The organism is Rhodococcus sp. WAY2, from assembly GCF_009859915.1.
GTDB lineage: Bacteria > Actinomycetota > Actinomycetes > Mycobacteriales > Mycobacteriaceae > Rhodococcus_F > Rhodococcus_F oxybenzonivorans.
Genome location: NZ_CP046572.1, coordinates 4117387 through 4141537 on the forward strand (window position 1 = coordinate 4117387; position 24151 = coordinate 4141537).

Annotated in this window: 18 protein-coding genes; 7 read left to right on the top strand and 11 right to left on the bottom strand. The window is 66.7% G+C overall.

What is annotated here, in order from left to right; all coding sequences use genetic code 11:
- Nucleotides 1-26 precede the first annotated feature (26 nt).
- Nucleotides 27-1595 carry an ABC transporter substrate-binding protein gene (locus GFS60_RS18910; protein WP_159923581.1) on the top strand — a complete coding sequence of 523 codons (1569 nt, stop codon included), beginning with the start codon at nucleotides 27-29 and terminating at the stop codon, nucleotides 1593-1595.
- Nucleotides 1596-1844: 249 nt separating this feature from the next.
- Here the strand turns inward: GFS60_RS18910 and GFS60_RS18915 are convergent, their stop codons facing one another.
- Complete coding sequence (locus tag GFS60_RS18915) at nucleotides 1845-5339, bottom strand: serine/threonine-protein kinase (protein ID WP_159923583.1); 3495 nt, start codon at nucleotides 5337-5339, stop codon at nucleotides 1845-1847.
- A 144-nt stretch (nucleotides 5340-5483) separates the two neighbouring features.
- Between GFS60_RS18915 and GFS60_RS18920 the strand changes: the two genes are divergently transcribed.
- The gene (locus tag GFS60_RS18920) at nucleotides 5484-6155 is read left to right on the top strand and encodes a cyclase family protein (protein WP_159923585.1); all 672 of its coding nucleotides are present in this window, start codon (nucleotides 5484-5486) and stop codon (nucleotides 6153-6155) included.
- Nucleotides 6156-6196: 41 nt separating this feature from the next.
- On the opposite strand, the gene GFS60_RS18925 is transcribed toward GFS60_RS18920, so the two are convergent.
- The 3 genes from GFS60_RS18925 to shbA all read right to left on the bottom strand — a co-directional run bounded on the left by GFS60_RS18925 (nucleotide 6197) and on the right by shbA (nucleotide 8240).
- Entirely contained in the window at nucleotides 6197-6487 is a 291-nt protein-coding gene (locus tag GFS60_RS18925; protein ID WP_159923587.1) for a ubiquitin-like small modifier protein 1, read from the bottom strand.
- Nucleotides 6484-7587 (bottom strand): WD40/YVTN/BNR-like repeat-containing protein, encoded by a 1104-nt coding sequence (locus tag GFS60_RS18930; RefSeq protein WP_159923589.1) that lies wholly within the window; start codon nucleotides 7585-7587, stop codon nucleotides 6484-6486. Before GFS60_RS18930 ends, GFS60_RS18925 begins: the two co-directional genes overlap by 4 nt.
- 62 nt (nucleotides 7588-7649) lie before the next feature.
- Nucleotides 7650-8240 (bottom strand): RNA polymerase sigma factor ShbA, encoded by a 591-nt coding sequence (gene shbA, locus GFS60_RS18935; protein WP_159923591.1) that lies wholly within the window; start codon nucleotides 8238-8240, stop codon nucleotides 7650-7652.
- Between the two features lie 176 nt (nucleotides 8241-8416).
- Here shbA and GFS60_RS18940 point away from each other — a divergent pair, with 176 nt between their 5' ends.
- Nucleotides 8417-9604 (top strand): ATP-binding protein, encoded by a 1188-nt coding sequence (locus tag GFS60_RS18940; protein WP_159927345.1) that lies wholly within the window; start codon nucleotides 8417-8419, stop codon nucleotides 9602-9604.
- Nucleotides 9605-9682: 78 nt separating this feature from the next.
- Here the strand turns inward: GFS60_RS18940 and GFS60_RS18945 are convergent, their stop codons facing one another.
- On the bottom strand, nucleotides 9683-10111 hold the full coding sequence (locus tag GFS60_RS18945; protein ID WP_159927347.1) for a CBS domain-containing protein: 429 nt from the start codon (nucleotides 10109-10111) through the stop codon (nucleotides 9683-9685).
- A gap of 241 nt (nucleotides 10112-10352) precedes the next feature.
- On the opposite strand from GFS60_RS18945, the gene GFS60_RS18950 reads away from it, so the two are divergent.
- The gene (locus tag GFS60_RS18950) at nucleotides 10353-11039 is read left to right on the top strand and encodes a M50 family metallopeptidase (RefSeq protein WP_236603514.1); all 687 of its coding nucleotides are present in this window, start codon (nucleotides 10353-10355) and stop codon (nucleotides 11037-11039) included.
- A gap of 16 nt (nucleotides 11040-11055) precedes the next feature.
- Here GFS60_RS18950 and GFS60_RS18955 read toward each other — a convergent pair whose 3' ends face one another.
- Entirely contained in the window at nucleotides 11056-12063 is a 1008-nt protein-coding gene (locus tag GFS60_RS18955; RefSeq protein ID WP_109333855.1) for an NAD(P)H-dependent glycerol-3-phosphate dehydrogenase, read from the bottom strand.
- Nucleotides 12064-12191: 128 nt separating this feature from the next.
- Here GFS60_RS18955 and GFS60_RS18960 point away from each other — a divergent pair, with 128 nt between their 5' ends.
- Entirely contained in the window at nucleotides 12192-13796 is a 1605-nt protein-coding gene (locus tag GFS60_RS18960; RefSeq protein WP_159923595.1) for an FMN-binding glutamate synthase family protein, read from the top strand.
- Here GFS60_RS18960 and nhaA read toward each other — a convergent pair.
- The 3 genes from nhaA to GFS60_RS18975 form a co-directional block, all read right to left on the bottom strand.
- Nucleotides 13787-15088: a Na+/H+ antiporter NhaA gene (gene nhaA, locus GFS60_RS18965; RefSeq protein ID WP_159923597.1), complete on the bottom strand. Its 1302-nt coding sequence runs from the start codon at nucleotides 15086-15088 to the stop codon at nucleotides 13787-13789. The two genes, GFS60_RS18960 and nhaA, sit on opposite strands and share 10 nt — an antisense overlap.
- A gap of 86 nt (nucleotides 15089-15174) precedes the next feature.
- Entirely contained in the window at nucleotides 15175-16002 is an 828-nt protein-coding gene (locus GFS60_RS18970; protein ID WP_159923599.1) for a class I SAM-dependent methyltransferase, read from the bottom strand.
- A gap of 116 nt (nucleotides 16003-16118) precedes the next feature.
- Entirely contained in the window at nucleotides 16119-18818 is a 2700-nt protein-coding gene (locus GFS60_RS18975) for a helix-turn-helix transcriptional regulator (RefSeq protein ID WP_159923601.1), read from the bottom strand.
- A gap of 123 nt (nucleotides 18819-18941) precedes the next feature.
- Between GFS60_RS18975 and GFS60_RS18980 the strand changes: the two genes are divergently transcribed.
- Together GFS60_RS18980 and GFS60_RS18985 are read left to right on the top strand one after the other, a co-directional pair.
- Complete coding sequence (locus GFS60_RS18980) at nucleotides 18942-20876, top strand: 2-oxoacid:acceptor oxidoreductase subunit alpha (protein ID WP_159923603.1); 1935 nt, start codon at nucleotides 18942-18944, stop codon at nucleotides 20874-20876.
- A gap of 5 nt (nucleotides 20877-20881) precedes the next feature.
- Nucleotides 20882-21946, top strand: a complete 1065-nt coding sequence (locus GFS60_RS18985) for a 2-oxoacid:ferredoxin oxidoreductase subunit beta (protein WP_159927349.1) — start codon at nucleotides 20882-20884, stop codon at nucleotides 21944-21946.
- On the opposite strand, the gene GFS60_RS18990 is transcribed toward GFS60_RS18985, so the two are convergent.
- Nucleotides 21943-23280, bottom strand: coding sequence for an MFS transporter (locus tag GFS60_RS18990; RefSeq protein WP_159923605.1), 1338 nt, complete (start codon nucleotides 23278-23280; stop codon nucleotides 21943-21945). The two genes, GFS60_RS18985 and GFS60_RS18990, sit on opposite strands and share 4 nt — an antisense overlap.
- A 74-nt stretch (nucleotides 23281-23354) precedes the next feature.
- Complete coding sequence (locus tag GFS60_RS18995) at nucleotides 23355-24149, bottom strand: 1,6-dihydroxycyclohexa-2,4-diene-1-carboxylate dehydrogenase (protein ID WP_159923607.1); 795 nt, start codon at nucleotides 24147-24149, stop codon at nucleotides 23355-23357.
- Nucleotides 24150-24151 lie beyond the last annotated feature (2 nt).

Below are 24151 nucleotides of genomic sequence, written 5' to 3' on the forward strand. Positions count from 1 at the left end.
TTTCTCTTACCAGGAGGCCAGCAAGGATGAGACGTCATATCACCGCCCTAGGGATCGGGCTGCTCTTAAGTTTCGCCATGTTGTTGTCCGCGTGCGGATCCGGCGGCAACGCAAGCTCCAGCGGGGAGTACGATCCCGACGGAGTGTTCGTCCGGGGTGTCGACCTGACATTTCAGGGAGGCATCAGCTTCGATCCAGCCACCATCGGGCCCGGTTGGTACGGATACGTTTATCCGGTGACGAACTCGTGGCTGAAGATTGACGAAAACGGCGAGTACGTCATGGATCTTGCAGAGGAAGTTACTGTCGCCAACCCTACGACGGTCAGCGTGACCATGCGCCCCGACCTGAAATTCAGTAACGGTGAGACGCTGGACGCGCAGGCCGCCATAAACAGCATCAAGCGCACCATCGAGGCTCAGCCCCCGGGGTTGCGCTTGTCGGAACTCAAACTTGTCAACTCGATGACAATAGACTCGCCTACCAAGTTCACCATTCAGCTGACCGAGCCGAGAATGGCATTGTTCTACCCACTGTTGGCGGACGCCGAGACCGCCCCAGTGTCGCCGAAAACCATCAGCGCGCCAGGCAATCACAACGGGGACATCATCACTGCGGGTCCATTCAAGCTGGAATCGTTCGAGCCGGGTGCCAGAGTGCGAATGGTCAAGAACGACTTGTACTGGAATGCGGACAACGTTAAGTTGGCGGGCATCGAATATCGGCACATCGGCGACGGGGCAGCCGGGATGAACGGGCTGCGCGGCGGTACCATCGATTTCGTCGCCGGTCTCAACCTGGTCTCGGAATCTGATGCGTCCGCGTTGGGTGGAGCCTTACAGGGCTATTCCAACCGCCTCCCGGGTACGGACTCTGCATTGTTCTGCATGCGAGAGGGCGAGCCGCTCGGCGACCTCAGGGTGCGTCAGGCCCTCAACTACGGTACGGACCGTGACAGGGTCAACGAGCTGTACACGGGCGGAAAGAGCGAGGCGGCTGTGGGTCTCGTGCCGAGTGGTCACCGGTTGTTCGCGGAGGAACTCGCAAACGCCTACCCCTACGACGTTCAGAAAGCCAAGGACCTTCTGTCGGACGCCGGCTATGCCAACGGCCTGAATCTCAAGGCCGTCGTTATGCCGAACGAGTCCAAGCACTTCGAGATTCTGCAGGCCCAATGGAAGGAGATCGGCGTTGACCTTCAGCTCACCGCCGCAACTGACCTCAATGAGCAGTGGTATCAAGCAAAGGGAGCGAACGGAGAGGTGGCGGGAGTGCCCATGCTCCGGGGGATCCCGGGAACGTTCTTCCGCTTGTTGACCAGTAACGCCGTCTCCAACGCTTGCTCGTACCCGGTGCCCGCGCTGGACACGTGTGCCGAGGCTCTGGCCGCGCTGGACCCGGCGAGTGACGAGTTCGTTGCCAAGGCGGTGGAGTGCCAGGAGGTTGCATTCAAGGATTCTGCGCTCACCGTGAACACGATCTTCATCCTGGATAACGGTGGCTACAACAAGAGCCGGATCGGTGACTTGCCTATGCAGAGTGATCCGCTCGGGCAAATGCAGCCCGACGTGACGAAGTTGTACATGACGAGGTAGTGAGACGCACATAGTGCAGGTGGCCCGCGTCAGCATTGGCGCGGGCCACGCTACGGCAGTCGCCGAGGTGCTATGAGCAGAACAGCGTGACCGCGTTACGCTTACCGAACAACGTCACGGGCGAGAGCACCTTGGAAGTCGCCGGAGTGTGTGTTGCAGTTGGGCACGACTTGCGCAGCCTCGTCGATCGAATCCATCGGCAGGCCATCACTGCCCCGGCCAGTGGCTGCTCCGCGATGAATGATCCACTCACAAGGTGTACGGGGCAGTCGACGACTGGATCTGTTCGAGGAATTCGGGTGGGACGGCAGGCCACTCCGGCTGCCAGTCACCGGCCAGTTGATCTGCCCGCAGATCCGCGGAGAGGGCGACGACGAGCGGTCCACCGTCGGGGAGAATGCGGCGAAGGCCCCGGACGGCGCAAATGGACGCCACGGAAGCGAGTACTTTCTTGGCCTCGTCTTCGCGGCCCGCCGCGGCAAGGCACGCCACCAGCAGTCGATCGGCAAGGAGCAGCGCCCGTCGGCGTCCGCTGCCCTCCAGCCTGGAGGTCCACTCGTGCGCCCACGTGCACGCCAACTCGATGTTTTCGTCGGAACGAGTGGCGAGAAGGAGACGAATGGCGGTGGCTTCTTCGACTTGCGCCGTGATCGAGTCCAGCCCGTGCACCGGTCGGCGCCGCTCTGCATAGGTGATCGGTGTGGCTGCTCCGAGTGCGGGATGGGCGGAGATCCCCAATCTTCGGCGTTCGTTCTCCACGCGGGCCTTCAGGCGCGGAAGTCGATGCGCAGTGGCGATTTCGTAGCCTTCGTGCAACCGCCGGGCGGCTTCGTCGCGGTCGTTCCGGAGTGCCTTGATATGGGCCCCCGTGACGTACCGGGCGATCTTGAAGTCCACGCCGCCGCTTTCCGCGCCGAGGCGGTACCCGTCGTCGAGTAACTGCTCCGCCTCGTCGAGTTCGCCCCGCTCGTAGAGGAGCTCACCGAGAAGGGAACCCGCGAGCCGGCCCGAGGGCGCGTGCACTCCGCCGGCTTTCCGCGCGCCACCCCTTGCCTTGCGGAAGCGCTTCTCGGCCTCGTCGACGTCGAGTTCTTCCTGTGCGCAGATGCCGACGTAGCATTCACCGTGAACCATGTTGTGTGGTCCCTTGTTCCGCTGGTAATAGGGTTGGGCGCGTTCCTGCAGCCGTCGCGCTTCGGCGAAGTCGAATCGATACACTGCGGCGAAGGTGGCGACGTTGGAAGCGGCCGACACCACCCAGGGGTGCAATGATTCCGGCTGGGCGAGGCTCTCGACGACGAGTTCGTCGATGTCGTCGATCCGGTCGGCGCGCAGTTCACCGACCCCGCGAACCGCACCGATCTCGGCGCGGAGATCCGCGATGTCCCCCGGGTCGAGTGCGCTGTGTTCGAGGGCACGCTCGGCCAGTTCGAGTGCCCGCCGCGCCGGTTCCATGCGGCTCAACATCATGTCTGCCCAGGCAACGGTGATCTGCAGTCGGGCGCTGCGCTGCACCAACCGCGGCGGGAGCTTGCCGACCAGGGAGAGCAGCGTCGCGGTCTGCGAATGCTCGAAGAGCGACAACCCGTCGGCCTCCACCAACTCGACGGCCCGTTGTTCGTCACCGGCTGCCAGAGCATGATCGACAGCCTCCCGGAGCAGTCCGTGGTTGCAGAACCAATTCGACGCTGCCCGATGAAGTTCCCGAAGGCGTTCCGGCTGATCGCGTTCGAGTCTCCTGCGGAGAAATTCGGCGAAAAGGGTGTGGTAGCGAAACCACGTCCGCTCGTCGTCGATGTGACGGAGGAACAGATCCCGGTCCTCCGCCTCCTCGAGCATGGCCTGCCCCCGCGCCGTGTCTGCGAGGGTGCAGGCGAGGCGTCCACAGATGCGGTCGGTGATCGACGTGGCGAGCAGAAAGTCGAGCATCGCCGGTTCGAGGGTGTCGAGGACGTTCTCGGCGAGAAATTCGCCGATCGCGTGATGCCGTCCCGACAGCCCGGCGATGAGTTCCCCGGGATCGGATCGGCCCCGCAACGACAACGAGGCCAGCTGCAGCGCCGCCACCCAGCCGTCGGTGGAATCTCGGAGTTCGGTGACGTCGTCGTTCTCGAGGGGCAGGCCACCGAGGTCGACGAGGAACTCTCGCGCCTCACCGTTGTCGAAACGGAGTTCGGCATAATCGATTTCGACCAGTTCGTCCTTGACTCTCATCCGGCTCATCGGCAGGCCCGCCCGGGTTCGGCTCGCGACGATCACCTGCAGGTGGTGACACCCGTTGTCGAGGAGGAACTCCAGGGCGGCGATCGTCGCCGGATCGGACACCCGTTGCCAGTCGTCGATGATCAGCGCGACGCGCTCACCGCTCGAGTGGATCTGATTGACGAGGGAGGTGAGTACGTACCGTTCGGCCTCGTTGTCGTGCTCCTCGAGAACCTGACCGAGTTCCTCGGCCAAACTCGGCCGCACGTGCCGGATCGCCTCGATGAGGTGCGCGACGAACCAGACCACGTTGTCGTCGTCGTTGTCGACGGTCAGCCATGCGACGGCCACACCGTCCGCGGTCAGGACATCACGCCACTGCACAGCCAGGGTGCTCTTCCCGAAACCGGTCGGGCCGTGGATGACTGTGAGTAGCCGGCGACGGCCGGCCCGCAACAGGTCGATGAGGCGTGCACGCTCCACCAGTCGCCGGGTGGGCACCGGCGGCCGGAACCGGGTAGCCGGCGTCGGCGGAGGCGTCGAGGTGTCCCGTCGCCTGCCGGTGGTGGAACGAGGGGTGTCACCGGTGCCGGTGCCGGACGGTGCGGCATCGGCGGGATGGACGACGACGATGCCTTTGTCGACGGGCATCGCCATCTCGTCGACGGTCAGCCCGTGACGGCGTTCGATGTCGCGGAGTTCGTCTCCGAACGCGGCGGCGGAGGCCGGACGCTCCTCCGGGTTACCGGACATCGCCCGTTGAATCACGTCGCTCACGTCGTCGGGAAAGCCTTCCTGGCGCAGATCGGGCACGGGCTGGGTGGTGATCCGCAGGAACTGGGCGATCACTTCCTCGCCGTGGTGCCGCTCGAACGCGGCATGACCGGTGATGGCGCTGAACAGCGTGGCGCCCAGGCTGTACACGTCGGACGCCGCGGTCGGTGCCCGTCCCGACAGCACTTCGGGCGAGGTGAACGCCGGTGATCCCGTGACTGTGCCGGCCGACGTCTCGAAAGCCCCGGACATCCGTGCGATGCCAAAGTCGGTGAGCTGCGGCTCGCCGTATTCGGTGAGGAGGATGTTGCCGGGCTTCACGTCGCGGTGGAGTATCCCCACCCTGTGGGCGGTCTCCAGGGCGCCGGCGAGTTTGACGCCGATTCGGAGCGCCTCGCTCCACGGCACGGGACCCCTTCTGCGGATCTGCATGTCGAGCGAGTCGTGGGGATGAAATTGCATCACGATGAAGGGTTTGCCGCTGTCCGTAGCGCCGACCTGCATGATGTTGACGATGTGCGGGTGTCCGCTCAATCTGCCCATCGCGCGTTGTTCCCGCAAGAATCGTTCGAGGTTCTCCGCGTCGAGTTCCGCGGTGAGCACCTTCACGGCGACGGTCCGGTCGAGCTGGGGTTGCACGCAGCGGTAGACCACACCGAACCCGCCGCGGCCGATTTCTACGGCATCCTCGAGCCCGACAGCGGAGAGTTCGGCTGCGAGCGTGGGGGCAGCGCCACGCTGAGTCGCGAGCGGATCAAATTCGGCCATCGTCTGCCTCGACCTGACGTTGTGGCGTCAGCAACCGCGCGGGCATGCAACCACCTCTTTGCTCGTCGTCGAGCATATCGTGGCGCGCAGGGCCGTGCCGCCGCCACAGCGTGCACATGCCCGCGAACCGTGGACAATCGAACGATGCCACACGTGCGGAGAATAGTGGACCTTTCCCACACGATCGGTCCCGGAATGCCGGTGTATCCCGGTGATCCGGTGCCGATGCTGACGCCGCACCGCACGATCGAACGCGATGGCTACAACGTCATGGGTGTCCGCTTCGGATCGCAATCCGGCACCCATGTAGATGCGCCCGCCCACATGGATGCGACCGGCGCCACCGTCGACGCCCTCCCGCCGGAGCTGTTCGTCGGCCGCGGAGTGTTGTTCGACGTCCGCGATCTCGGTGCGCGCGAACGTATTACCGTTGATGCGATCCGGGCCGCTGCCGAACGCGTACGGCCCGGCGACATCGCCCTGTTTCATACCGGATGGTCGCGTTATTACGGCAGCGACGCCTATTACACGCACCCATACCTCGATCCCGATGCCTGCGAACTACTGCTCGATCGGGGGGTGCGGACATTCTGCGTCGACGCACCGAGTGTCGACGAGACGCCCTCCGCCGGACAGGCCGGCAACGGATATCCGGTGCACCACCTGATCGCCGCTGCCGGGGGAGTGATCGGCGAGAACCTGTGCCGCCTCGACCTCATCGACTTCCCCGACCCCTTCGTCAGCCTGTTGCCGATCACCATCGAGGGCTCGGACGGCGCCCCCACCCGTGCGGTGGCGCTCGACCTCGGATACTGATGTCGACGGCGGGCCAGAACGACGTGCACGCGCGGTGAGTGTCAGCCGCCGGCGACCGACTGCAGAATCTGTATTTCCTGTCCGGGCGCCACTTCGGTGCTAACGCCGCCCAGTAGGCGAACGTCCTCGCCGTCCACGTAGACGTTGACGTACCTGCGCAGGGCGCCGGTCTCGTCACGAATGCGCCTGCCGAGCACCGGGTACCTCTCGGCGAGAACGTCGAGAACGGCGGCCACTGTCGCCACGGAGTCGAGAGCCACGTCGACGGTGCGTTCACCGCCCACGATCGAGGCGAGGGCGCGCGGAACCCGAACGGACACCGCCCCGGTCACGGCGCGGCCACCACCACCGCCGCGCGCACACAGAGGACGTCGGGAAGGTGTCCGACCACCTCGGTGAACGTGGCGCCCTCGTCGGCGCTCGCATACACGGCACCGCCGCGCGTACCGAAATACACTCCCGCGGGGTCGGCGGTATCGACGGACGCGGCGTCACGCAGCACCACGTTGTACTCGCGTTCGGGTAAGCCGCGGTCGAGCCGGGTCCAGGTGTTGCCGGCATCCTCGCTGCGGTACACGGCGAGGCGGCCGTCCGGTGGGATCCGTTCGGCGTCCGCCTCGATCGGCACCACCCACACCATGCCCTCGCGAGACGGGTGGGTGAGCATGACGAAACCGAAGTCCGACGGCAACCCGTCGGCAATCGACTTCCACGTGTCGCCGTTGTCGTCGGATCGGTACACGCCGTGATGGTTCTGCGCGTACAGCCGATTCTCGGTCACCGCGTCACGGGCGATCTTGTGGACGCATTGCCCGAACTCCGGATTCGGATCCGGCAGGAAGCCCGCCGAGATGCCCGCATTGCGCGGCTGCCAGGTGCGGCCGCCGTCGGTGGTGCGGTAGACGCCGCCCGTGCTCATGGCGACGTGCACCGTGTCCGGGTCGCGGGGATGCGGAACCACGGAATGAGCTGCAGCGCCGCCGAACCCGGCACCCCACTGCGACCGGTGCGGGTGGTCCCACAGTGCGCGCTCGAGTTCGAAGTGCTCGCCGTTGTCCAGGGATCGCCACACCGAAATCGGTTCACAGCCCGCCCATACGACACCGGGCCGGTCTTCGCTGTCCGGTTGGAGTTGCCAGATCCGCTCGAGCGCGGCGTCGTCGGTGTCACCGAATCGGATCGCCCCGTGGTCAGGTTCGACCCATGTGGCGCCCAGATCGTCGGAATGGGCGACGGTCGGTCCCCAGTGCTCCGACCGGACCCCCACGAGAATGCGGGTGCGGCCCGCGCGGGTGTCGATGCCGATGCTGGGGATTTCGTGCATCAAGAAGTGTGGGCCCGAAAACGACCACGTGGTGCGGTTTCGGCTGGTGGCCAGCCAGAGGCCCTTCTTGGTTCCGATCGCGAGCAAAACTGTGTCGGCTGCGCTCATCGTTACATCGGACCACTCGGTCCGGCGAATGGCAATGGTGCGATCACACCTCGGCGGTCAGGTCAGCTGGAGAGGGAATGTGACGCGTGGATCCGGGACCGCAGGTGGGCGAGCGCGCGGTGCTGGGCGACGCGAATGGCCCCGGGCGTGGTGTCGAGTACGCGAGCCGTCTGTTCGGCGGACATCCCGACCACGATGCGCATGAACACGATCTGCTGGTGCCGGACCGGGAGCGTCTGCACCAGTTCGTCCATCTCCCCCCGAAGTTCGGTGCGCAGCACGTGGTGCTCGGGCCCCTCGTCGATATCCACCGTGTGATGCGCGGTGGCCGAGCGTGCGGTGGGCACCGACAGGCGATTGGCGCGCCGACGGGCATCGGACACCTTGTGTGCGGCGATACCGAAGATGAACGACAACAGGGATTTACCTTCGTCGCGGTAGGTGCGCAGTGCGCTCATCAATGCGAGGGAGACGTCTTGGGTGACGTCGTCGGCCGAGGCGTGCGGGTGTTTCACCGATTCGAGTCGGGACGTGCAGTAGCGATGCACCACCGGGTGGGCGATGCGGAGAATCTCTTCCACAGCCTCCTCGTCCCCGACGGCGGCGAGGGGTGCGAGGCGCTCGAGCTGCGCTCTGACGTCCGTCTCGATCATGGTGTTCTCCCGTTCCGTGTGACTGCTTCCAGCCTCGGCGGAACGGGCGCCCGTCGATAGGCACCGAAGGGTGACGAACACCCACCCCTCGTGCGCGTCGTGGACTTCATAGTGGGATCTAGGACACGCGCTAGATGTCCGCAGATTCGGCTATCGAGGTTGTTACCTTCGAGGCCATGGACCCCGTCCGTAATCCCTACGCCCCCGGTGCAGGCCAGCGTCCACCGGAGCTCGCGGGCCGAAGCAGACAGCTCGACGCGTTCGACGTGGTGCTCGAGCGGATCGCCCGCGGCCGTCCGGAACGCAGCGTGGTGCTCACCGGCCTCCGCGGAGTCGGGAAGACGGTGCTGCTCAATCATCTGCGGTCGGCGGCCATCTCCCGCAGCTGGGGAACCGGCAAGATCGAGGCCCGACCCGACCAGGACGTGCGCCGACCGCTGTCGTCGGCGCTGCACATGGCAGTGCGCGAGATCGCGGGGGCACACCGCAACCCCGATCGGGTCGAGGAGTTCCTGGGCGTTCTGAAGTCGTTTGCGTTGCGGGCGACGGCGGACAAGGGCATGCGGGAGAGATGGCAACCCGGGATCGACGCCCCGGCCGTGAAGGGTCGGGCGGATTCGGGAGACATCGAGATCGATCTGGTGGAGTTGTTGCTCGACGCCTCCTCGCTGGCGCGAGATGTGGGCGTCGGGATCGCGCTGTTCATCGACGAGATGCAGGACCTCGGTGCCGCGGACGTCTCCGCGATCTGCGGCGCGTGCCACGAACTCAGCCAGGACGCGGCGCCGCTCATCGTGGTCGGTGCCGGTCTCCCGCACCTGCCTGCGGTGTTGTCGGCATCGAAGAGTTACTCGGAGCGGCTCTTCAGTTACCACCGCATCGACCGGCTGGACCGGGCGTCGGCGGATCGCGCGCTCATCGCGCCCGCGGAGCGGGAAGATGTGAAGTTCGCCGACGAAGCCTTGGATGCCTTGTACGCGGCCGCCGACGGTTATCCCTATTTCGTGCAGGCGTACGGGAAGGCCACCTGGGATGTGGCTGCGGCCAGTCCGATCACCGAGGAAGACGTGCGGGTGGCGGCACCGACCGCGGAAGAGGAACTCGCCGTGGGGTTCTTCGGTTCCCGCTACGAGCGCGCGACCCCCGCCGAACGCGAGTACATGCGGGCGATGGCGGATCTCGCGGGCGACGACGGCCCCGTCGCGACAGCAGCGATCGCCGCCGAACTCGGTCGTAAGCCGGCCTCGTTGTCACCCGCCCGGGACGGCCTGATCAAGAAGGGCTTGATCTATTCGGCCGAGCGTGGATCCATCGGGTTCACCGTCCCGCATTTCGGCCGGTATCTGCGCGGCCAGAGCGACTGAGAGATCGGTAGCGCAATCTATCGCTTTCTAGGCTCATCGCTAGATAGTCGAATACGACGCTAGCGGGAGTCGTGGAGTTCAGCCCTGATCGATGTAGTGCTCGAGCTGGTCGCGTTCGCTCTGCAGCTCGCCGATCCGGCTCTTCACCACGTCACCGATGCTGACGATGCCGACGAGCTGCCCCTCCACCACCACGGGCAGATGCCGGATCCGGCGCTCGGTCATGGTCTCGGCGAGGCTGTCCACACTGTCGGTGGGCAGGCAGGTGAACACCGAGGTGCTCATGATGTCCGCGACCCGTGCCTTCAGCACGTCGGGTCCACGCTCGTGAATCTTGCGCACGACGTCGCGCTCGGTCACGATGCCGACCAGCGAGCCCTTCTCCAGCACCACCAGCGCGCCGACATTGTGCTGGGCGAGCTCGTCGACGACGCTGCTCACCGACGTATCGGCGTCGACCGTCGCTACCGCCGTACCCTTGCTCCGCAATACATCCGCGATCCGCATCTGGACACCCCGATCCATCCGCACTCGTACCCGCCGGGTCGATCGCGGGTAACTATCGAGCCTAGGCCAGCGCTACGGCAGCTCTCCGCATGTTTACCTACTCGTGACCGTAGGCTTGCGAACGATCCTGCTCCTCGGGCAACGCCGCTCCTCCGTACACTCGGCGCCGATGACTCAGGTGAGCGGGGCCGCCGCATACGACGCGGCGGGTGTAGACGGTATTCGATCGCTGTGGGAGCGCGTGAGCGCGATCAGCCCCACCCCGGCGACATGGATCGTCCAAGTGGTAGCAGTGGTCGCGGTGGTGCTCGTTCTCGAGCCCCACGCCTGGCGCATCACGCGCAACGTGGTGACGATCATCCACGAGGGTGCGCACCTCGTGGTCGCGCTGCTTTTCGGTAGACGACTGAAAGGTGTCCGGCTGCACTCGGATACGTCCGGGGTCGCGATCTCGTCGGGCAAGCCCACGGGACTCGGTGTCGTTCTCATGACCTTTGCGGGGTATGTGGGTCCCGCGGTCCTCGGCCTCGGCGCAGCCTGGGTGCTCGGGACCCGCCATGCCGTCGCGGTGCTCTGGATCGGCGTGGTGGCACTCGCCGCCATGCTGATCCTGGTTCGGAACCTCTACGGGCTGTTCTCCCTCACCGTCGTCGGAGCCCTGCTGTTCGGATTGGTCTGGCTCGGCACGGAGCAGCAGCAAGTGGCGGCTGCCTACCTGATCACCTTCTTCATGCTGGTGGCGTCACCGCGGCCGGTCATCGAACTACAGCGGAGTCGGGCACGGCGGGCCGCCCCCGACTCCGACGCCGATCAGCTGGCGCGGCTCACCCGTGTTCCCGGCATCGTCTGGGTGGGTCTCTTCCTGCTGGTCAACATCGGATGTCTCCTGCTCGGGGGCTGGTGGATCCTCCGTCCGGTCGGGGCGTGATCGCCGGCCCCGCTCGTTACGCGACCTCGTGCTCGCTGCCCGCCGCGACCTTGCGCAGGCCGCGGTAGGCACCTTCCGCCGTCTGTCGCCCCGCCACCACGGCTTCCACCTCAGCGGCGATAGGCATGTCCACGCCGTGGTCACGGGCGAGTTCCATGACGGTCGGTGCGGTCTTGACACCCTCCGCGACCTGACCGAGTTGGGCGACGGCCTCCTCCACGGTCAGCCCGCGGGCCAGCGCTTCGCCCACCCGGCGGTTACGGGAACTGGGGCTCATGCACGTCGCGATCAGGTCACCGACACCGGTGAGGCCGGCGAAGGTTCGTGGGTTGGCGCCCATCGCCTCGCCGAGCCTCGTCATCTCGGCCAGCCCTCGGGCGAGCACCATGGCCCGCGTGTTGTCGCCGACGTCGAGTCCGTCGGCCATGCCCGACGCGATGGCCACGATGTTCTTGAGCACGCCACCGAGCTCGCACCCGAGCACGTCGGTGTTGCGGTAGACGCGGAAGACGGGGGACGCGAACAGTGGCTGCAGGGCGGTGGCTACTCGAACGTCCTGGGTGGCCACGACGGAAGCCGCGGCAAGTCCGTCGACGATCTCCCGAGCGATGTTCGGCCCCGCGAGGAGCCCGACGGGATGGCCGGGGAGGCATTCCGCGATCACCTCGGTGGGACGCAGCCGGGTGCCGGGCTCGAGTCCCTTGGCCAGCGACAGCACCGGTACCCACGCGCGCACCTCGTTGGCGATCTGCGAGAGGGTGCCGCGGACGGCATGTGAGGGCACCCCGACGACGAGGACGTCTGCCTCCTGCGCTGCCTCGACGAGGTCGGCGGTCGCGCGCATCGAGTCGGGGAGGACGCGGTCACCGAGGTACCGGGAGTTCCTGTGGACGGTGTTGATCTCGTCGGCGGTGTCCGAGCTCCGCGCCCACAAGAGGGTCGGTGTGTTCCGCGCCGCCAGTCCGGCCACCGTGGTTCCCCACGAGCCCGCTCCGAGAACGACGACGCGAACCGGCCGGGCCATTATCGATCACTCCTGTATCGATCACTCCTGGGGCGAATAGGGTTCATACCGTCAAGCGTGGCACCGGAAGCCGGCGACCACACCGAAATCGCCAACGGAGCCCCCGGACCGCGACGTACGGTGGCTTCATGAAGTGGTCGAACGCCCTCGGGATCCCGGCCGCCGCGCTGGCCGCCGTGGCCTCGTATGACCTGCTCCAGCGGCGGCACGCTCTGCTGCGCAATTTTCCCGTCCTGGGCCACGGCAGATATCTGCTGGAGTCGCTCGGGCCGGAGCTTCGGCAGTACATCACGACCAATAACGACGAGGAGCGTCCTTTCACCCGCGATCAGCGTCGCTGGGTGTACGCGTCGTCGAAGAAGGAAACCAACACGTTCGGCTTCGGCACGGACAACGACATCGAGTTCACCGACGGCTACACCATCATCAAGCACCGCACGTTCTCCGACATCGCCCCGTCGGCCGTCCCCGGGGGTGGTGACACACTTCAGCTCCCGTCGGCCAAGGTTCTGGGGGCGGCACGCGGCCGGGCCAAGGCCTTTCGTCCGCACTCACTCGTCAACATCTCGGCCATGAGTTTCGGCTCGCTGTCGTCGGCGGCGATCACCGCCTTGAATCGCGGTGCCACGGCGGCGGACTGCCTGCAGAACACCGGTGAGGGTGGGCTGTCGCGGTACCACCGGAACGGTGCGGATCTGGTGTTCCAGATCGGTACCGCCTACTTCGGGTGCCGGGACGAGGACGGCCGGTTCGATCTCGATCGACTGGTATCCCTCGTCGACTCCGCCCCCGTACGGGCCATCGAGATCAAACTCAGCCAGGGTGCGAAGCCCGGGCTCGGTGGCCTGTTACCGGGTGCGAAGGTCACGGCCGAGATCGCCGAGATCCGCGGCGTCCGGGAAGGCAGCGACTGTGTCAGTCCTTCACGGCACACCGCGTTCCACGACGTCGACAGCATGCTCGACTGGGTGGAACTCGTCGCGGCCGAGACGGGACTGCCGGTGGGCATCAAGTCGGCCGTCGGAGACTCCCGGTTCTGGGAATCGCTGATCGAGGAGATGACCCACTCCGACCGGGGCGTCGACTTCGTGACGATCGACGGCGGCGAGGGTGGCACGGGTGCGGCACCGCTGGTGTTTTCCGACGCGGTCTCGTTGCCGTTCCGCAGTGGATTCGCCCGGGTGTACTCGATGTTCGCCGAGGCGGGACTCACCGACGGCGTCACGTTCATCGGCTCCGGGAAACTCGGTTTGCCCGACAACGCAGTGGTGGCCATGGCTCTGGGTTGCGACATGATCAACGTTGCCCGCGAGCCGATGCTCGCGATCGGCTGCATCCAGGCCCAGAAATGTCACACCGATCGATGCCCCACGGGAGTGGCCACCCAGAGCAGCTGGCTGGAACACGGCCTCGACGCCCAGGCGAAGTCGGTGCGGGCCGACAACTACATCCGGTCGCTGCGGCGGGACGTGTTCAAGGTGGCCGAGGCGTGCGGAGTCGCTCATCCCGGACTGATCACGGCTTCGGATGTTGAAGTCGCGGACGGCAACCGCCGCGCGACTACTCTCGCCGAGCTCTACGGTTACCGGGACGGGTGGGGACTTCCGGGACTCGCCGATCGCGACGAGATCACCCGGCTGATGGCCGAATACGCGGCCGGCCCGGTCGGGGAGACCGGCTCACCCGACGCGCAGACGAAGCCCGGAACAACCGGGGCAGACGGTCACCGCTGATACACGTCGGGGATGCCGTCGCCGTCGTCGTCCCGGCTCTCCGCAAGCGCGATGGTGCGGTAAGCGCCGTTGCGCATTCGAAGGACCGCCGCGGCCAGGACCGCGGCGGTCAACGATCCGGTCAGTACGCCGACCTTGACGTGATCACCCCGCAGGGAGTCCATGCCGAAAGCGAGGTCGCCGACGAGGAGAGAGACGGTGAACCCGATGCCGCCGAGCAGGGCGACTCCGAGGACGTCGAGCCAGGCGAGGCCGGAGTCGAGGGTCGCCCGGGTGAACCGCGACATGAGGTACGTGGTGCCGAATATTCCGACCGCCTTGCCGATCACCAGGCCGGCGACGATACCGAGCGCGACCGGGTCGCGTAGTGAGGTGCTCAGTCCGGAGAATCCGCCGATGGTGACCCCTGCGGCGAAGAAGGCGAACAGCGGCACTGCGAATCCCGCCGAGATGGGCCGAATCCGATGCTCGAAGTGCTCGGCCAGACCGGGTCCGGCCTCGGGACCGCCGGCCTTCTCACTGCGCATCACGGGAACGGCGAAGCCGAGGAGGACGCCTGCCACGGTCGCGTGAATCCCCGACTCGTGCACGAGGATCCACGTGGCCGCGGCGAGGGGCAGCAGGATCCACCAGGAGCGGACGCGTCGTTGCACGGCAACGGTGAACAGTGCCAGCGGGATCAGCGCGAGAAGCAATGGGCCGAACGCGAGCTCATCGGTGTAGAAGACGGCGATCACGGTGACGGCCAGCAGGTCGTCCACGACTGCGAGGGTGAGGAGGAAGGTGCGCAGGGCCGCCGGAAGGTGAGTGCTCACGATGGCGAGGACGGCCACCGCGAACGCGATGTCGGTGGCCGTCGGAATCGCCCAGCCGGCGAGCGCCCCCTCACCGGTGCGGGCGTTGATCAGAACGAAGACCAGCGCGGGGACGGCCATGCCACCGACGGCGGCGGCGATGGGAAGAGCGGCGCGGCGAGGATCACGCAGGTCTCCGGCCACGAACTCCCGCTTGAGTTCGAGGCCCACGACGAAGAAGAAGATCGCGAGCAGCCCGTCGGCGGCCCACGTCCCGAGCGAGAGGTTCAGGTGCAGGGAGGCCGGCCCCACGGTGGTGTCGCGCAGCGCCGTGTACCCGTCGGACCACGGCGAGTTCGCCCAGACCAGAGCGATGACCGAGCCGATCAGGAGCAGCGCTCCGCCGACCGTTTCCTTGCGCAGGATGTCGGAGATCCGCGCGGTCTCCGCCCACGATCCGCGGGAAAACAGCGTCGATCGGGTCTGGGATTCGCTCACGGCACACTCCTGGAAATCGGGTCGACAATATACTTGCCGACCAGACTTCCCGGCGCACCGTTGACTACCCTACCGTCCCGGGGTGGTCACCGTCTGCGCGCGGTCACCAGGAGGTACTCCCATTCCATGGCGGTCCCGTCGAAGTGGCGTCGCGCGAGGTCGGCGAGTTCACCGTCCAGTGCGGCCACCCGTTCCGGGTCACCGGCGATGTTGCGGTACACGGCGATCGTGGGGCCGTACCGCTCCTTGAAATAGTCGCGGAACTCCTCGGGCGTCGGAAACTTCTCGACGTGCAACGTCTGCCGCGTCGCCGTCAGATCGGTCACCCTGTCCCCGAACAGTTCGCGGACGTGTTCCTCGCGACCCCAGAGCGGTGGGGGTTGCGCGCCGGGTGGGGGAGCGGGAGCATACGGTTTCATCGTCGCGAACATCTGACCGATGAAACCCTCCGGCGTCCAGCTGAGTAGTCCGATCCTTCCACCCGGACGACAGACACGGACGATCTCGTCGGCGCTCTGCTGGTGGTGCGGCGCGAACATGACGCCCACACAGGACATGACGACGTCGAACTCCTCGTCGTCGAAGGGCAGTGCCTCGGCGTCCGCTTGCTGCCATTCGACAGCAGCCCCCGCCGCGGCAGCCTCACGGCGTCCCACGTCGAACAGCTCCGGGGTGAGGTCACTCGCGACGACGTGTCCCCCTGCGAGCGCGGCAGGAATAGCGGCATTGCCCGACCCCGCTGCGACATCCAGAACGTGGTCGCCCGACCGCACCTCGCACGCTGCCACCAGTGCCGGTCCGAGGTCCGGGATCACCTCGCCGGCCAGCGAGGGGTAGTCGCCGAGCGCCCACATGGCGCGGTGCCGGGTTTTCAATTCGCGGTCGGCCTCGACTGCGTCGATCGTGTCCTTCATCTCGAAGACCTCCTGTGGTCGGATGGGCGCCTGGTTGTCAGGACGCTCAGGTGCCAGCCTTCGCGCAACGGGTGCCCGGGAAAAGGCACCCTGGGGTGGTTTCCGAACCCCCGACCTCAGCCGTCGTTGCGGAACTGCGCGGCGAGTTCGCTGCGGGAGCGCACGCCGAGCTTCGCGTAGACCCGTGTCAGGTGGTACTGCACCGTCTTGACCGACAGGAACAGTTCTCCCGCTGCCTCCTTGTTGCTGGCACCACCTGCGACGAGTTCCGTCACCGCCTGTTCCTGAGGCGTCAGGTCCGCGAGTGAGACACGACTGCGCTCGAGGTTGAGTCCGCCCGCCTTGATCTCGCGGTCACACCGCAACACGTACGACGTTGCACCGAGGGCCGAGTATCCCTCCCGCGCGGCCTGGATTACCGCATCGGCCTCACGGCGTTTACCGGCCCGTCGCAGGGTCTGGCCGTACGCGAAGTTGACCCGGGCGCGGTCGTAGGGCAGCGGCAGCGTGTCGAGATGCTGCAGTGCTTGCTCGAAGACGGCTCGGGCGGCGTCGATATCCCCGCGGGCGCCGAGTATGCGTCCGCGGGCATAGCCGAGCCGCGCCTGGGCGGAACGGTGCTGTCGCGCTGCGGCCCGTTCCTCGTGGGGGATGAGGAAGGTGTCGGCGTCGTCCACCCTCCCGACCATGACGAGCGCATTCGCGTAGACGTCCGGCCAGTGCCAGAATCCGGGTTCGTCGACGCCCTCCCGCGGCTGGAGCCGGGTGAGGGGTTCGAGTGCGCGAATCACCGTGGGGTAGTCGGCTTCCACTTCGGCGCACTGGGCGCGTGCCAGCGAGGCCGGTAAGAACATGATCGGGTAGTCGTGGAGGCTCGCGGCCGCCCGCCGGAGGTGGTGCTGTGCGGCATCGCGATTGCCACGCAGCGCCTGCGTCTGGGCTCCCGTCCAGTGCACGAGTGGCCGCAGTAGGTCCAGCCCGACATCCTCCAGCTGACGCGCGGCACGTTCGACGGTGGCCACGGCCCCACTCCAGTCACCGAGGGCGAACTGGGTGCGAGCCAACCAGGCCTGCGCCCACAGCGAAATACGGGCAGAGCCCATCCGAAATGCCGTCGGTACGGCACTTTCGAGTTCCTGCCGCGCCGCCTCCGGTTCGTCCAACGCCAGGTCGAGCCAGCCCCGGGCCATCTCGAAGCGTTGCGACTGGGCGCCCAGTGCGACTGTGGCCGACAGGTGGTCGTACGCGGCCCGCGCCTCGGCTGTCTTGCCCGTCGCTGCCAGTCCGAGGCCCATGATCGCCGCGGATTCGACGGCCGAAGGATCGCTCGGGTCGACGAGGGATACTGCCCGCGAACCCCACTGGACGAGGTCGGGCCCGTGCCACCGGGCCAGGGAGTCGAGGACCCGGCGCTGACAGATCAGTGCGGCAGTCGCCGGATCCGTTGCGGGGTCGCAGGCCGACCACGACTGCGTGAGCAGCAGGTCGGCCTCCGCGGGGCGGCCCCGCTGGATGGCCAGATAGCCGAGGACGGCGTCACGGAGCGGGCTTGCGGGGAAGCTTTCGATTTCGGGTGCGAACGCGATCGCCTGCGGCAGATTTCCGGTCCCGACCAGGGCGTCGACGGCGCGGATCAGGCGTTGCTCTCGAATGCGTCGGTCTGCGCTGAGGCGGCTCGACTTGATCAGGGCGTCCGCGACGGCGGACCAGGCCCCGACCGTGGCCCGGTGGACGGCGTGGCGGTCGAGTTCATCGGCGAGTTCGGGGTGGGGAAACGGTGACGCGGCAGCCAGATGGTCGAGGCGCTGACTGTCGTCGTCGACGATGCGTGCTGCGTGCTCGTGCAGGTCGCGCAGTCGGATCGGGCCGAGGTCGCGGTAGACGGCGGCCCGGGTGAGTGCCGAGGGGAACACGAGCACGGTGACGCCGCGATGCTCGCCCATCGTCAGCAGTCCCGCTCGGTGCGCCTCGTCGAGTGCTTCGACGGGATTCGCGATGTCCGCAAGTTCGGCGGCATCGGCGAAACGCGGATCACCGACGAGGACGGAGGCCGATTCGACCAGGGCGCGCGCGGGCGCCGAGCACGCCGTGAGCCGCGAGCGCACCGATGCGGTGACGGCCCGGGGGACGGGCAGCACGGGTTGCCAGTGGGACCAGGCGTCCGGCTCCACTTCGTGGAGGAGTTGCGTGACGTGCCGGGGATTTCCGGCCGTGTGCTGCCTGAGCTGGTGCGCGACGGGCGCTGGAAGGTCCACGTGCGCAATGTGGTTCGCGAGTGTGCGAATGTCGGACGCATCGAGGGGCGGGACGCACAGCCGGTGACGGTGATGTCGGTCGAGGAGCTCGATCACGTCGGGCGAGACGTCGGCGGCCGGTTCCGACGTCGTAATCAGCACCAGCATGGCAGGGCGGTCGAGAAGAGGAGTCGCCGACGTGACGGCCTGCAACGATTCGAGGTCGGCCCAGTGTGCGTCGTCGAGTACGACCACGACCTTCTCCCCGGGAAGTGCGGTCACCGCGGCGGCGAGCTCGTGGGCGACGTCCAGAGGATGTCGTGCGGTCACTGCGGACCCCAGCAACTGCTCGACCACGCCGAACGGGTGCCCCGTCGCCCAGGGCGTAGACACTGCGGCAAGCGTCGGCACCTCGGAGTGCGCTGCAAGGAACGCCTCGACGAGGGTGGTCTTGCCGATGCCGGCGGCCCCTTCGACCACCACGACGGCCGGCAGGTCGGGAGTTGCCCCGCGCAGGAAAGCCTCGAGACTTGCGAGCTCACGCGAACGGCCGACGAGTTCGCTGTTGGCTGGGTCACTCACAAGGCTCACCGTATCGCGACGCGATTTCGGGCGGGTGCCTGGCAGAACGGCGGAACGCTTGTAACGTGAGGTGAGAAGCAGCTGATCGACACGGACGCAGCAGTCGAGAGATCCGGTGCACTTATGACGACGGACGCGAACTCCACCAAGCTGGAGCGGGTGGTCATCCGCTTTGCCGGCGATTCGGGTGACGGCATGCAGCTGACCGGGGACCGGTTCACCTCGGAGGCGGCGGCATTCGGCAACGATCTCGCCACGCAACCGAACTTCCCCGCCGAGATTCGTGCGCCGCAGGGCACGTTGCCCGGGGTGTCGTCGTTCCAGATCCAGATCGCCGACTACGACATTCTCACCGCGGGTGATCGCCCCGATGTGCTGGTGGCAATGAACCCGGCCGCGTTGAAGGCGAACCTGCCCGACCTGCCGCGCGGCGGGATGATCATCGTCGACATGGACGGGTTCACCAAGCGGAACCTGTCGAAGGTCGGGTACGCGGCCAATCCGCTCGAGGACGATTCCCTCGCGGACTACACGGTGCACCCGGTCCCGATGACGACGCTGACGGTGGGCGCGGTACAACCTGCGGGCCTGAGCCGAAAAGACGGTGAGCGGGCCAAGAACATGTTCGCGCTCGGATTGCTCTCGTGGATGTACAACCGGCCCACACGCAGTATCGAGCAGTTCCTGCGCACCAAGTTCGCGGCGAAACCCCAGGTTGCGGAGGGTAACCTCCTCGCCTTCACGGCGGGGTGGAATTACGGAGAGACGACGGAAACCTTCGCCACCACCTACGAAATCTCGGCCGCGACCCTGCCGCGGGGCACCTACCGTCAGGTGACCGGCAACACCGCGCTGGCCTACGGAGTGGTGACGGCGGCGCAGTTGGCCTCGCGCGAGGTGTTCCTGGGTACGTATCCGATCACTCCGGCGTCGGACATCCTGCACGAGCTGAGTAAGCATCGAAACCTGGGTGTCACCACCTTCCAGGCGGAGGACGAGATCGCCGGTATCGGGGCGGCCCTCGGGGCGTCGATCGGCGGGGCGCTGGGGGTGACGAGCACGTCCGGGCCGGGCCTGGCGCTGAAGAGTGAGGCGATCGGGCTGGCGGTGATGACGGAGGTGCCGTTGCTGGTGATCGATGTGCAGCGCGGTGGGCCGTCCACCGGACTGCCGACCAAGACGGAACAGTCGGATCTGCTGCAGGCAATGTACGGGCGCAACGGTGAATCGCCCGTCGCGGTGCTGGCGCCGCGGTCACCCGCCGACTGCTTCGACACCGCCGTCGAGGCCGCGCGGATAGCCCTCACCTATCGCACTCCGGTGCTTCTGCTCTCCGACGGTGCCATCGCGAACGGCAGTGAACCGTGGGCTGTTCCGAATGTGGCGGACATGGACCCGATCGACGTGGACTACGAGAAGGCGCCTCCGTCGGAAGGGGTGTTCGCGCCCTACGCGCGCGACCCGGAGACGCTGGCCCGCGCCATGGCGGTGCCGGGCACCACCGGGCTCGAGCACCGGATCGGTGGGCTCGAGAAAGCCGACGGCAGCGGTGACATCTCCTACGATCCCGCCAACCACGACCTCATGGTCCGGCTGCGGCAGGCGAAGATCGACGGCATCACCGTCCCGGATGTGGTGGTCGACGATCCGTCCGGTCAGTCGGAGTTGCTGTTGATCGGGTGGGGCAGTTCGTACGGTCCCATCGCTGAGGCGTGCCGCCGGGCCCGGCGGGAGGGGAAGAAGGTGGCCCGGGTACACCTGCGACACCTCAACCCCCTGCCGTCGAATCTCGGTGCGGTGCTCCGCAGTTATCCCACAGTGGTGGCACCCGAAATGAACCTGGGCCAGCTGGCGATGATTCTGCGGTCGAGGTACCTCGTCGACGTGCAGTCGGTCACCAAGGTGCAGGGTCTCGCATTCCTCAGCGACGAAATACACAGGGTGATCGACGCGGCGCTGGCGGGAACGTTGCGCGAGCAGGAGCTGGCCAAGACCTCCGACGCGCTCGCTTCGGCCACCTATCGGACGAACCGCCCCCGGCAGGAGGAACCGGCGTGACCCAGATGATCAATCGCATCGGGAGGACTCTCGGGATCAGCGCGACCGCGGACGTCCCACACACCGATGTAGCGCAGAAAGCCAAGGACTTCACCACGGACCAGGAGGTGCGGTGGTGTCCGGGCTGTGGTGACTACGTCATCCTGGCCACGATCCGCAGTTTCCTGCCGGAGCTCGGCCTGAAGCGCGAGAACATGATGTTCGTCTCCGGCATCGGATGTTCGAGCCGGTTCCCCTACTACCTCGACACGTACGGCGTGCACTCGATCCACGGCCGTGCCCCGGCCATCGCGACCGGGCTGGCGGTTACGCGTCCGGACCTGTCGGTGTGGGTGGTCACCGGTGACGGTGATGCCCTCTCCATCGGTGGCAACCACCTGATCCACGCGTTGCGGCGCAACGTCAATCTGACGATCTTGTTGTTCAACAACCGGATCTATGGCCTCACCAAGGGCCAGTACTCACCGACGTCGGAGGTCGGAAAGGTCACCAAGTCCACCCCGCTGGGGTCGGTGGACCACCCGTTCAACACGTTGTCCCTGGCGCTCGGTGCCGAGGCGACGTTCGCGGCACGCGCCCTGGACTCCGACCGCAAGGGCCTCACCGAGGTGCTGCGCGCGGCCGCGGCGCACCGGGGCACGTCGTTCGTGGAAATCTTTCAGGACTGCCCGATTTTCAACGACGGCTCGTTCGACGTGCTCCGCAAGGAGGGTGCGGAGCAGCGGCTGATTCCGTTGACCCACGGAGAACCGATCGTTTTCGGTAACGTCGGCGAATACTGCGTCGTGCGTGCCGGTTTCGGCCTGAAGGTGGTCGAGACCGCCGACGTCGACCGTGGCGAGATCGTCGTGCACGACGCCCACACCGATGATCCCGATTACGCGTACGCCCTCTCGCGGCTGTCCGACCAGGACCTCACCCACACGGTGACCGGCGTATTCCGCAGCGTTGTGCGCGACACCTACGACGATGCGGTGCGCAGGCAGAACGACCTCGCCCGCGAGAGGGATCCCGTAGACGAGGGCTCGCTCCAGCGGCTTCTGACCGGTCACGACACCTGGACCGTTTAGGCGGTGACGGGCGCAACCTCGGCGCGGAGGGCGACTCGTGCGCGCGGTACGAAGAACGTGACGAAGGCGCCGAGTACGGCAATGCCCGCGAACACGGAGAATGCGACCTGGCTGCTGATCCCTGCACTGATGAGCGCGCCGCCGATGAGGGGTCCGAAGATTCCGCCCAGCCGGCCGAATCCGGCGCACCATGCCACTCCCGCAGCGCGGGCGGAGGTCGAATAGTAGTTGGACACGAAACCGTAGATCAGCACCTGAGTTCCGATCGTGCCCACTCCGGCGACCGCGACCGAGGCGAGCAGCACCGGGAGTGGGAATCCCAGGGTGAGCACCACCAGCGCGACCGCAGCGAGGAAGAACGTGGTGGCCACGACGCGCTGGGGGCCGATACCGTCGGCGATCTTGGAGGCGATCAGACCGCCGATGATGGCGCCGCCGTTGAGGACCAGCAGGAAGGACAGTGACCCCTTGGCGTTGAAGCCCGCGTCTCCCATGATTTTCGGCAACCAGGTGTTGAGTCCGTAGGTGAGGAGGAGACCGGAGAAGCTCATCACACCGAGAAGTCCTGTCGCCCAGGCATACCGTCGGGTCATGAGGGCTGCGAATCCGACCTTCTCGACCGATGCGTGTTCGAGGGCGATCTCCTCTGGGTCGGGCATGGGGATACCCGTGTGTTCGGAGATGCGGCGGGCCTTGTCCTCGTGCCCGCGTGCGACGAGCCACTTCGGGGACTCCGGCAGCTTCATGAGGGCCAGTGGCAGCAGCGTGACGAGCGGGAGTGCGCCGATCCAGAACAGGCCGCGCCAGCCGATCGCGTCGCGGAGCACTATGGCCAGCAGAGATGCGAGTACACCGCCGGCGGGTACTCCGCTGTAGGCGATGGCGTTGTACAGATTGCGTTTTCCGGGAGGCGCGAATTCGGCGACCATCGCGCCCACGGTGGCGACGAGTCCGCCGACACCGATCCCGGTGAAGAATCGGAGCAGTCCGAAGGTGGTGATGCTCGTGGCAAGCGCCGCGAGCCCCATACCCACGGAGAACCACACGATATTGATCAGCATCATCCGGCGGCGGCCGAGATAGTCGCCGATGGCGCCCGACGCCAGCGCGCCGACCATCACACCGACGAGGGCGTAGGAACCGAGCGCGCCCGCCTGGGCCGGCGAGATCGCCCCGAGTTGTGTGGGGTCGTCGAGCAACATCGGGAGGATGGTGCCGTAGACGACGAGGTCGTAGCCGTCGAAGACGATGGCGATGGTCGCGAGTGTGACGATCCAGGTGACAGCCCTGCGATGTCGGAGGCTTGCCCAGCTGTCGGTCGTGGACGGGTTCATGACGATCTCCGCTCGGGAAGTGTGACGGCGAGCCGGATTGCCCGCCGATGAGGCGGTGGAGATATGTGGGGCTGCTAGCCGAGGTCGCCACCGGCGACGGGCAGTACCGAGCCGGTGATGTAGGAGGCCTCGTCGGAGGCGAGGAAAAGGATCGCAGCGGCCTGTTCGTCGAGGGTGCCGTACCGCTTCATCAGCGACGAAGAGACGGTCTGGTCGACGATGTGCTGGTACCACGCCTTCTCTTGCTCGGATTCGGTACCGGGACCGCGTGGGACGCGGCGCGCCGGTGCCTCAGTTCCTCCGGGAGCGGTGGCCACCACGCGGATTCCGTACTGTGCCACCTCGAGCGCGAGCGACGCGGTGAGAGCGTTGACCCCGCCTTTCGCGGCTGCATAGGGCACCCGATTGACTCCGCGGGTTGCAACCGACGACACGTTGACGATCGTGCCGCTATGCTGCGCGATGAGATGCGGCAGTGCGGCGCGGCACGTCCACAGCGTCGGGAACAGCGACCGCTGCACCTCCGCGGCGATCTGTTCCGGCGTGTAGTGCTCGTACGGTTTGGTCCAGATCGTTCCGCCGACGTTGTTGATCAGCACGTCGATCCGGCCGTGCTGGGCGCGGGCATCATCGATCGCGCCCTGCGCGTCGGTGAACTGTTCGAGGTCCGCGGTGATGCTGTGTGCCTCGGCCCCTTTCTCCCGCAGTTCCTTGGCGACGTCGTGGACGAGTTCGGCGCGGTCGACGAGGACGACGGACGCGCCCTCGTCGGCGAGCCGGGTTGCGACGGCAAGCCCAATTCCCTGTGCGGCGCCGGTGACAGTGACGGCCCTGCCGTCGAACCGATTCGCGTAGAACGCCGGCCTCATGC

What these genes read in the sequence shown, in the direction of transcription:
- GFS60_RS18970 (WP_159923599.1), bottom strand. Translation starts at nt 16,002, where the DNA reads ATGAAGGACACGATCGACGCAGTCGAGGCCGACCGCGAATTGAAAACC.
- shbA (WP_159923591.1), bottom strand. Translation starts at nt 8,240, where the DNA reads ATGATCGAGACGGACGTCAGAGCGCAGCTCGAGCGCCTCGCACCCCTC.
- GFS60_RS18920 (WP_159923585.1), top strand. Translation starts at nt 5,484, where the DNA reads ATGCCACACGTGCGGAGAATAGTGGACCTTTCCCACACGATCGGTCCC.
- GFS60_RS18910 (WP_159923581.1), top strand. Translation starts at nt 27, where the DNA reads ATGAGACGTCATATCACCGCCCTAGGGATCGGGCTGCTCTTAAGTTTC.
- GFS60_RS18930 (WP_159923589.1), bottom strand. Translation starts at nt 7,587, where the DNA reads ATGAGCGCAGCCGACACAGTTTTGCTCGCGATCGGAACCAAGAAGGGC.
- GFS60_RS18995 (WP_159923607.1), bottom strand. Translation starts at nt 24,149, where the DNA reads ATGAGGCCGGCGTTCTACGCGAATCGGTTCGACGGCAGGGCCGTCACT.
- GFS60_RS18915 (WP_159923583.1), bottom strand. Translation starts at nt 5,339, where the DNA reads ATGGCCGAATTTGATCCGCTCGCGACTCAGCGTGGCGCTGCCCCCACG.
- GFS60_RS18980 (WP_159923603.1), top strand. Translation starts at nt 18,942, where the DNA reads ATGACGACGGACGCGAACTCCACCAAGCTGGAGCGGGTGGTCATCCGC.
- GFS60_RS18960 (WP_159923595.1), top strand. Translation starts at nt 12,192, where the DNA reads ATGAAGTGGTCGAACGCCCTCGGGATCCCGGCCGCCGCGCTGGCCGCC.
- GFS60_RS18985 (WP_159927349.1), top strand. Translation starts at nt 20,882, where the DNA reads ATGATCAATCGCATCGGGAGGACTCTCGGGATCAGCGCGACCGCGGAC.
- GFS60_RS18940 (WP_159927345.1), top strand. Translation starts at nt 8,417, where the DNA reads ATGGACCCCGTCCGTAATCCCTACGCCCCCGGTGCAGGCCAGCGTCCA.
- GFS60_RS18945 (WP_159927347.1), bottom strand. Translation starts at nt 10,111, where the DNA reads ATGCGGATCGCGGATGTATTGCGGAGCAAGGGTACGGCGGTAGCGACG.
- GFS60_RS18955 (WP_109333855.1), bottom strand. Translation starts at nt 12,063, where the DNA reads ATGGCCCGGCCGGTTCGCGTCGTCGTTCTCGGAGCGGGCTCGTGGGGA.
- GFS60_RS18990 (WP_159923605.1), bottom strand. Translation starts at nt 23,280, where the DNA reads ATGAACCCGTCCACGACCGACAGCTGGGCAAGCCTCCGACATCGCAGG.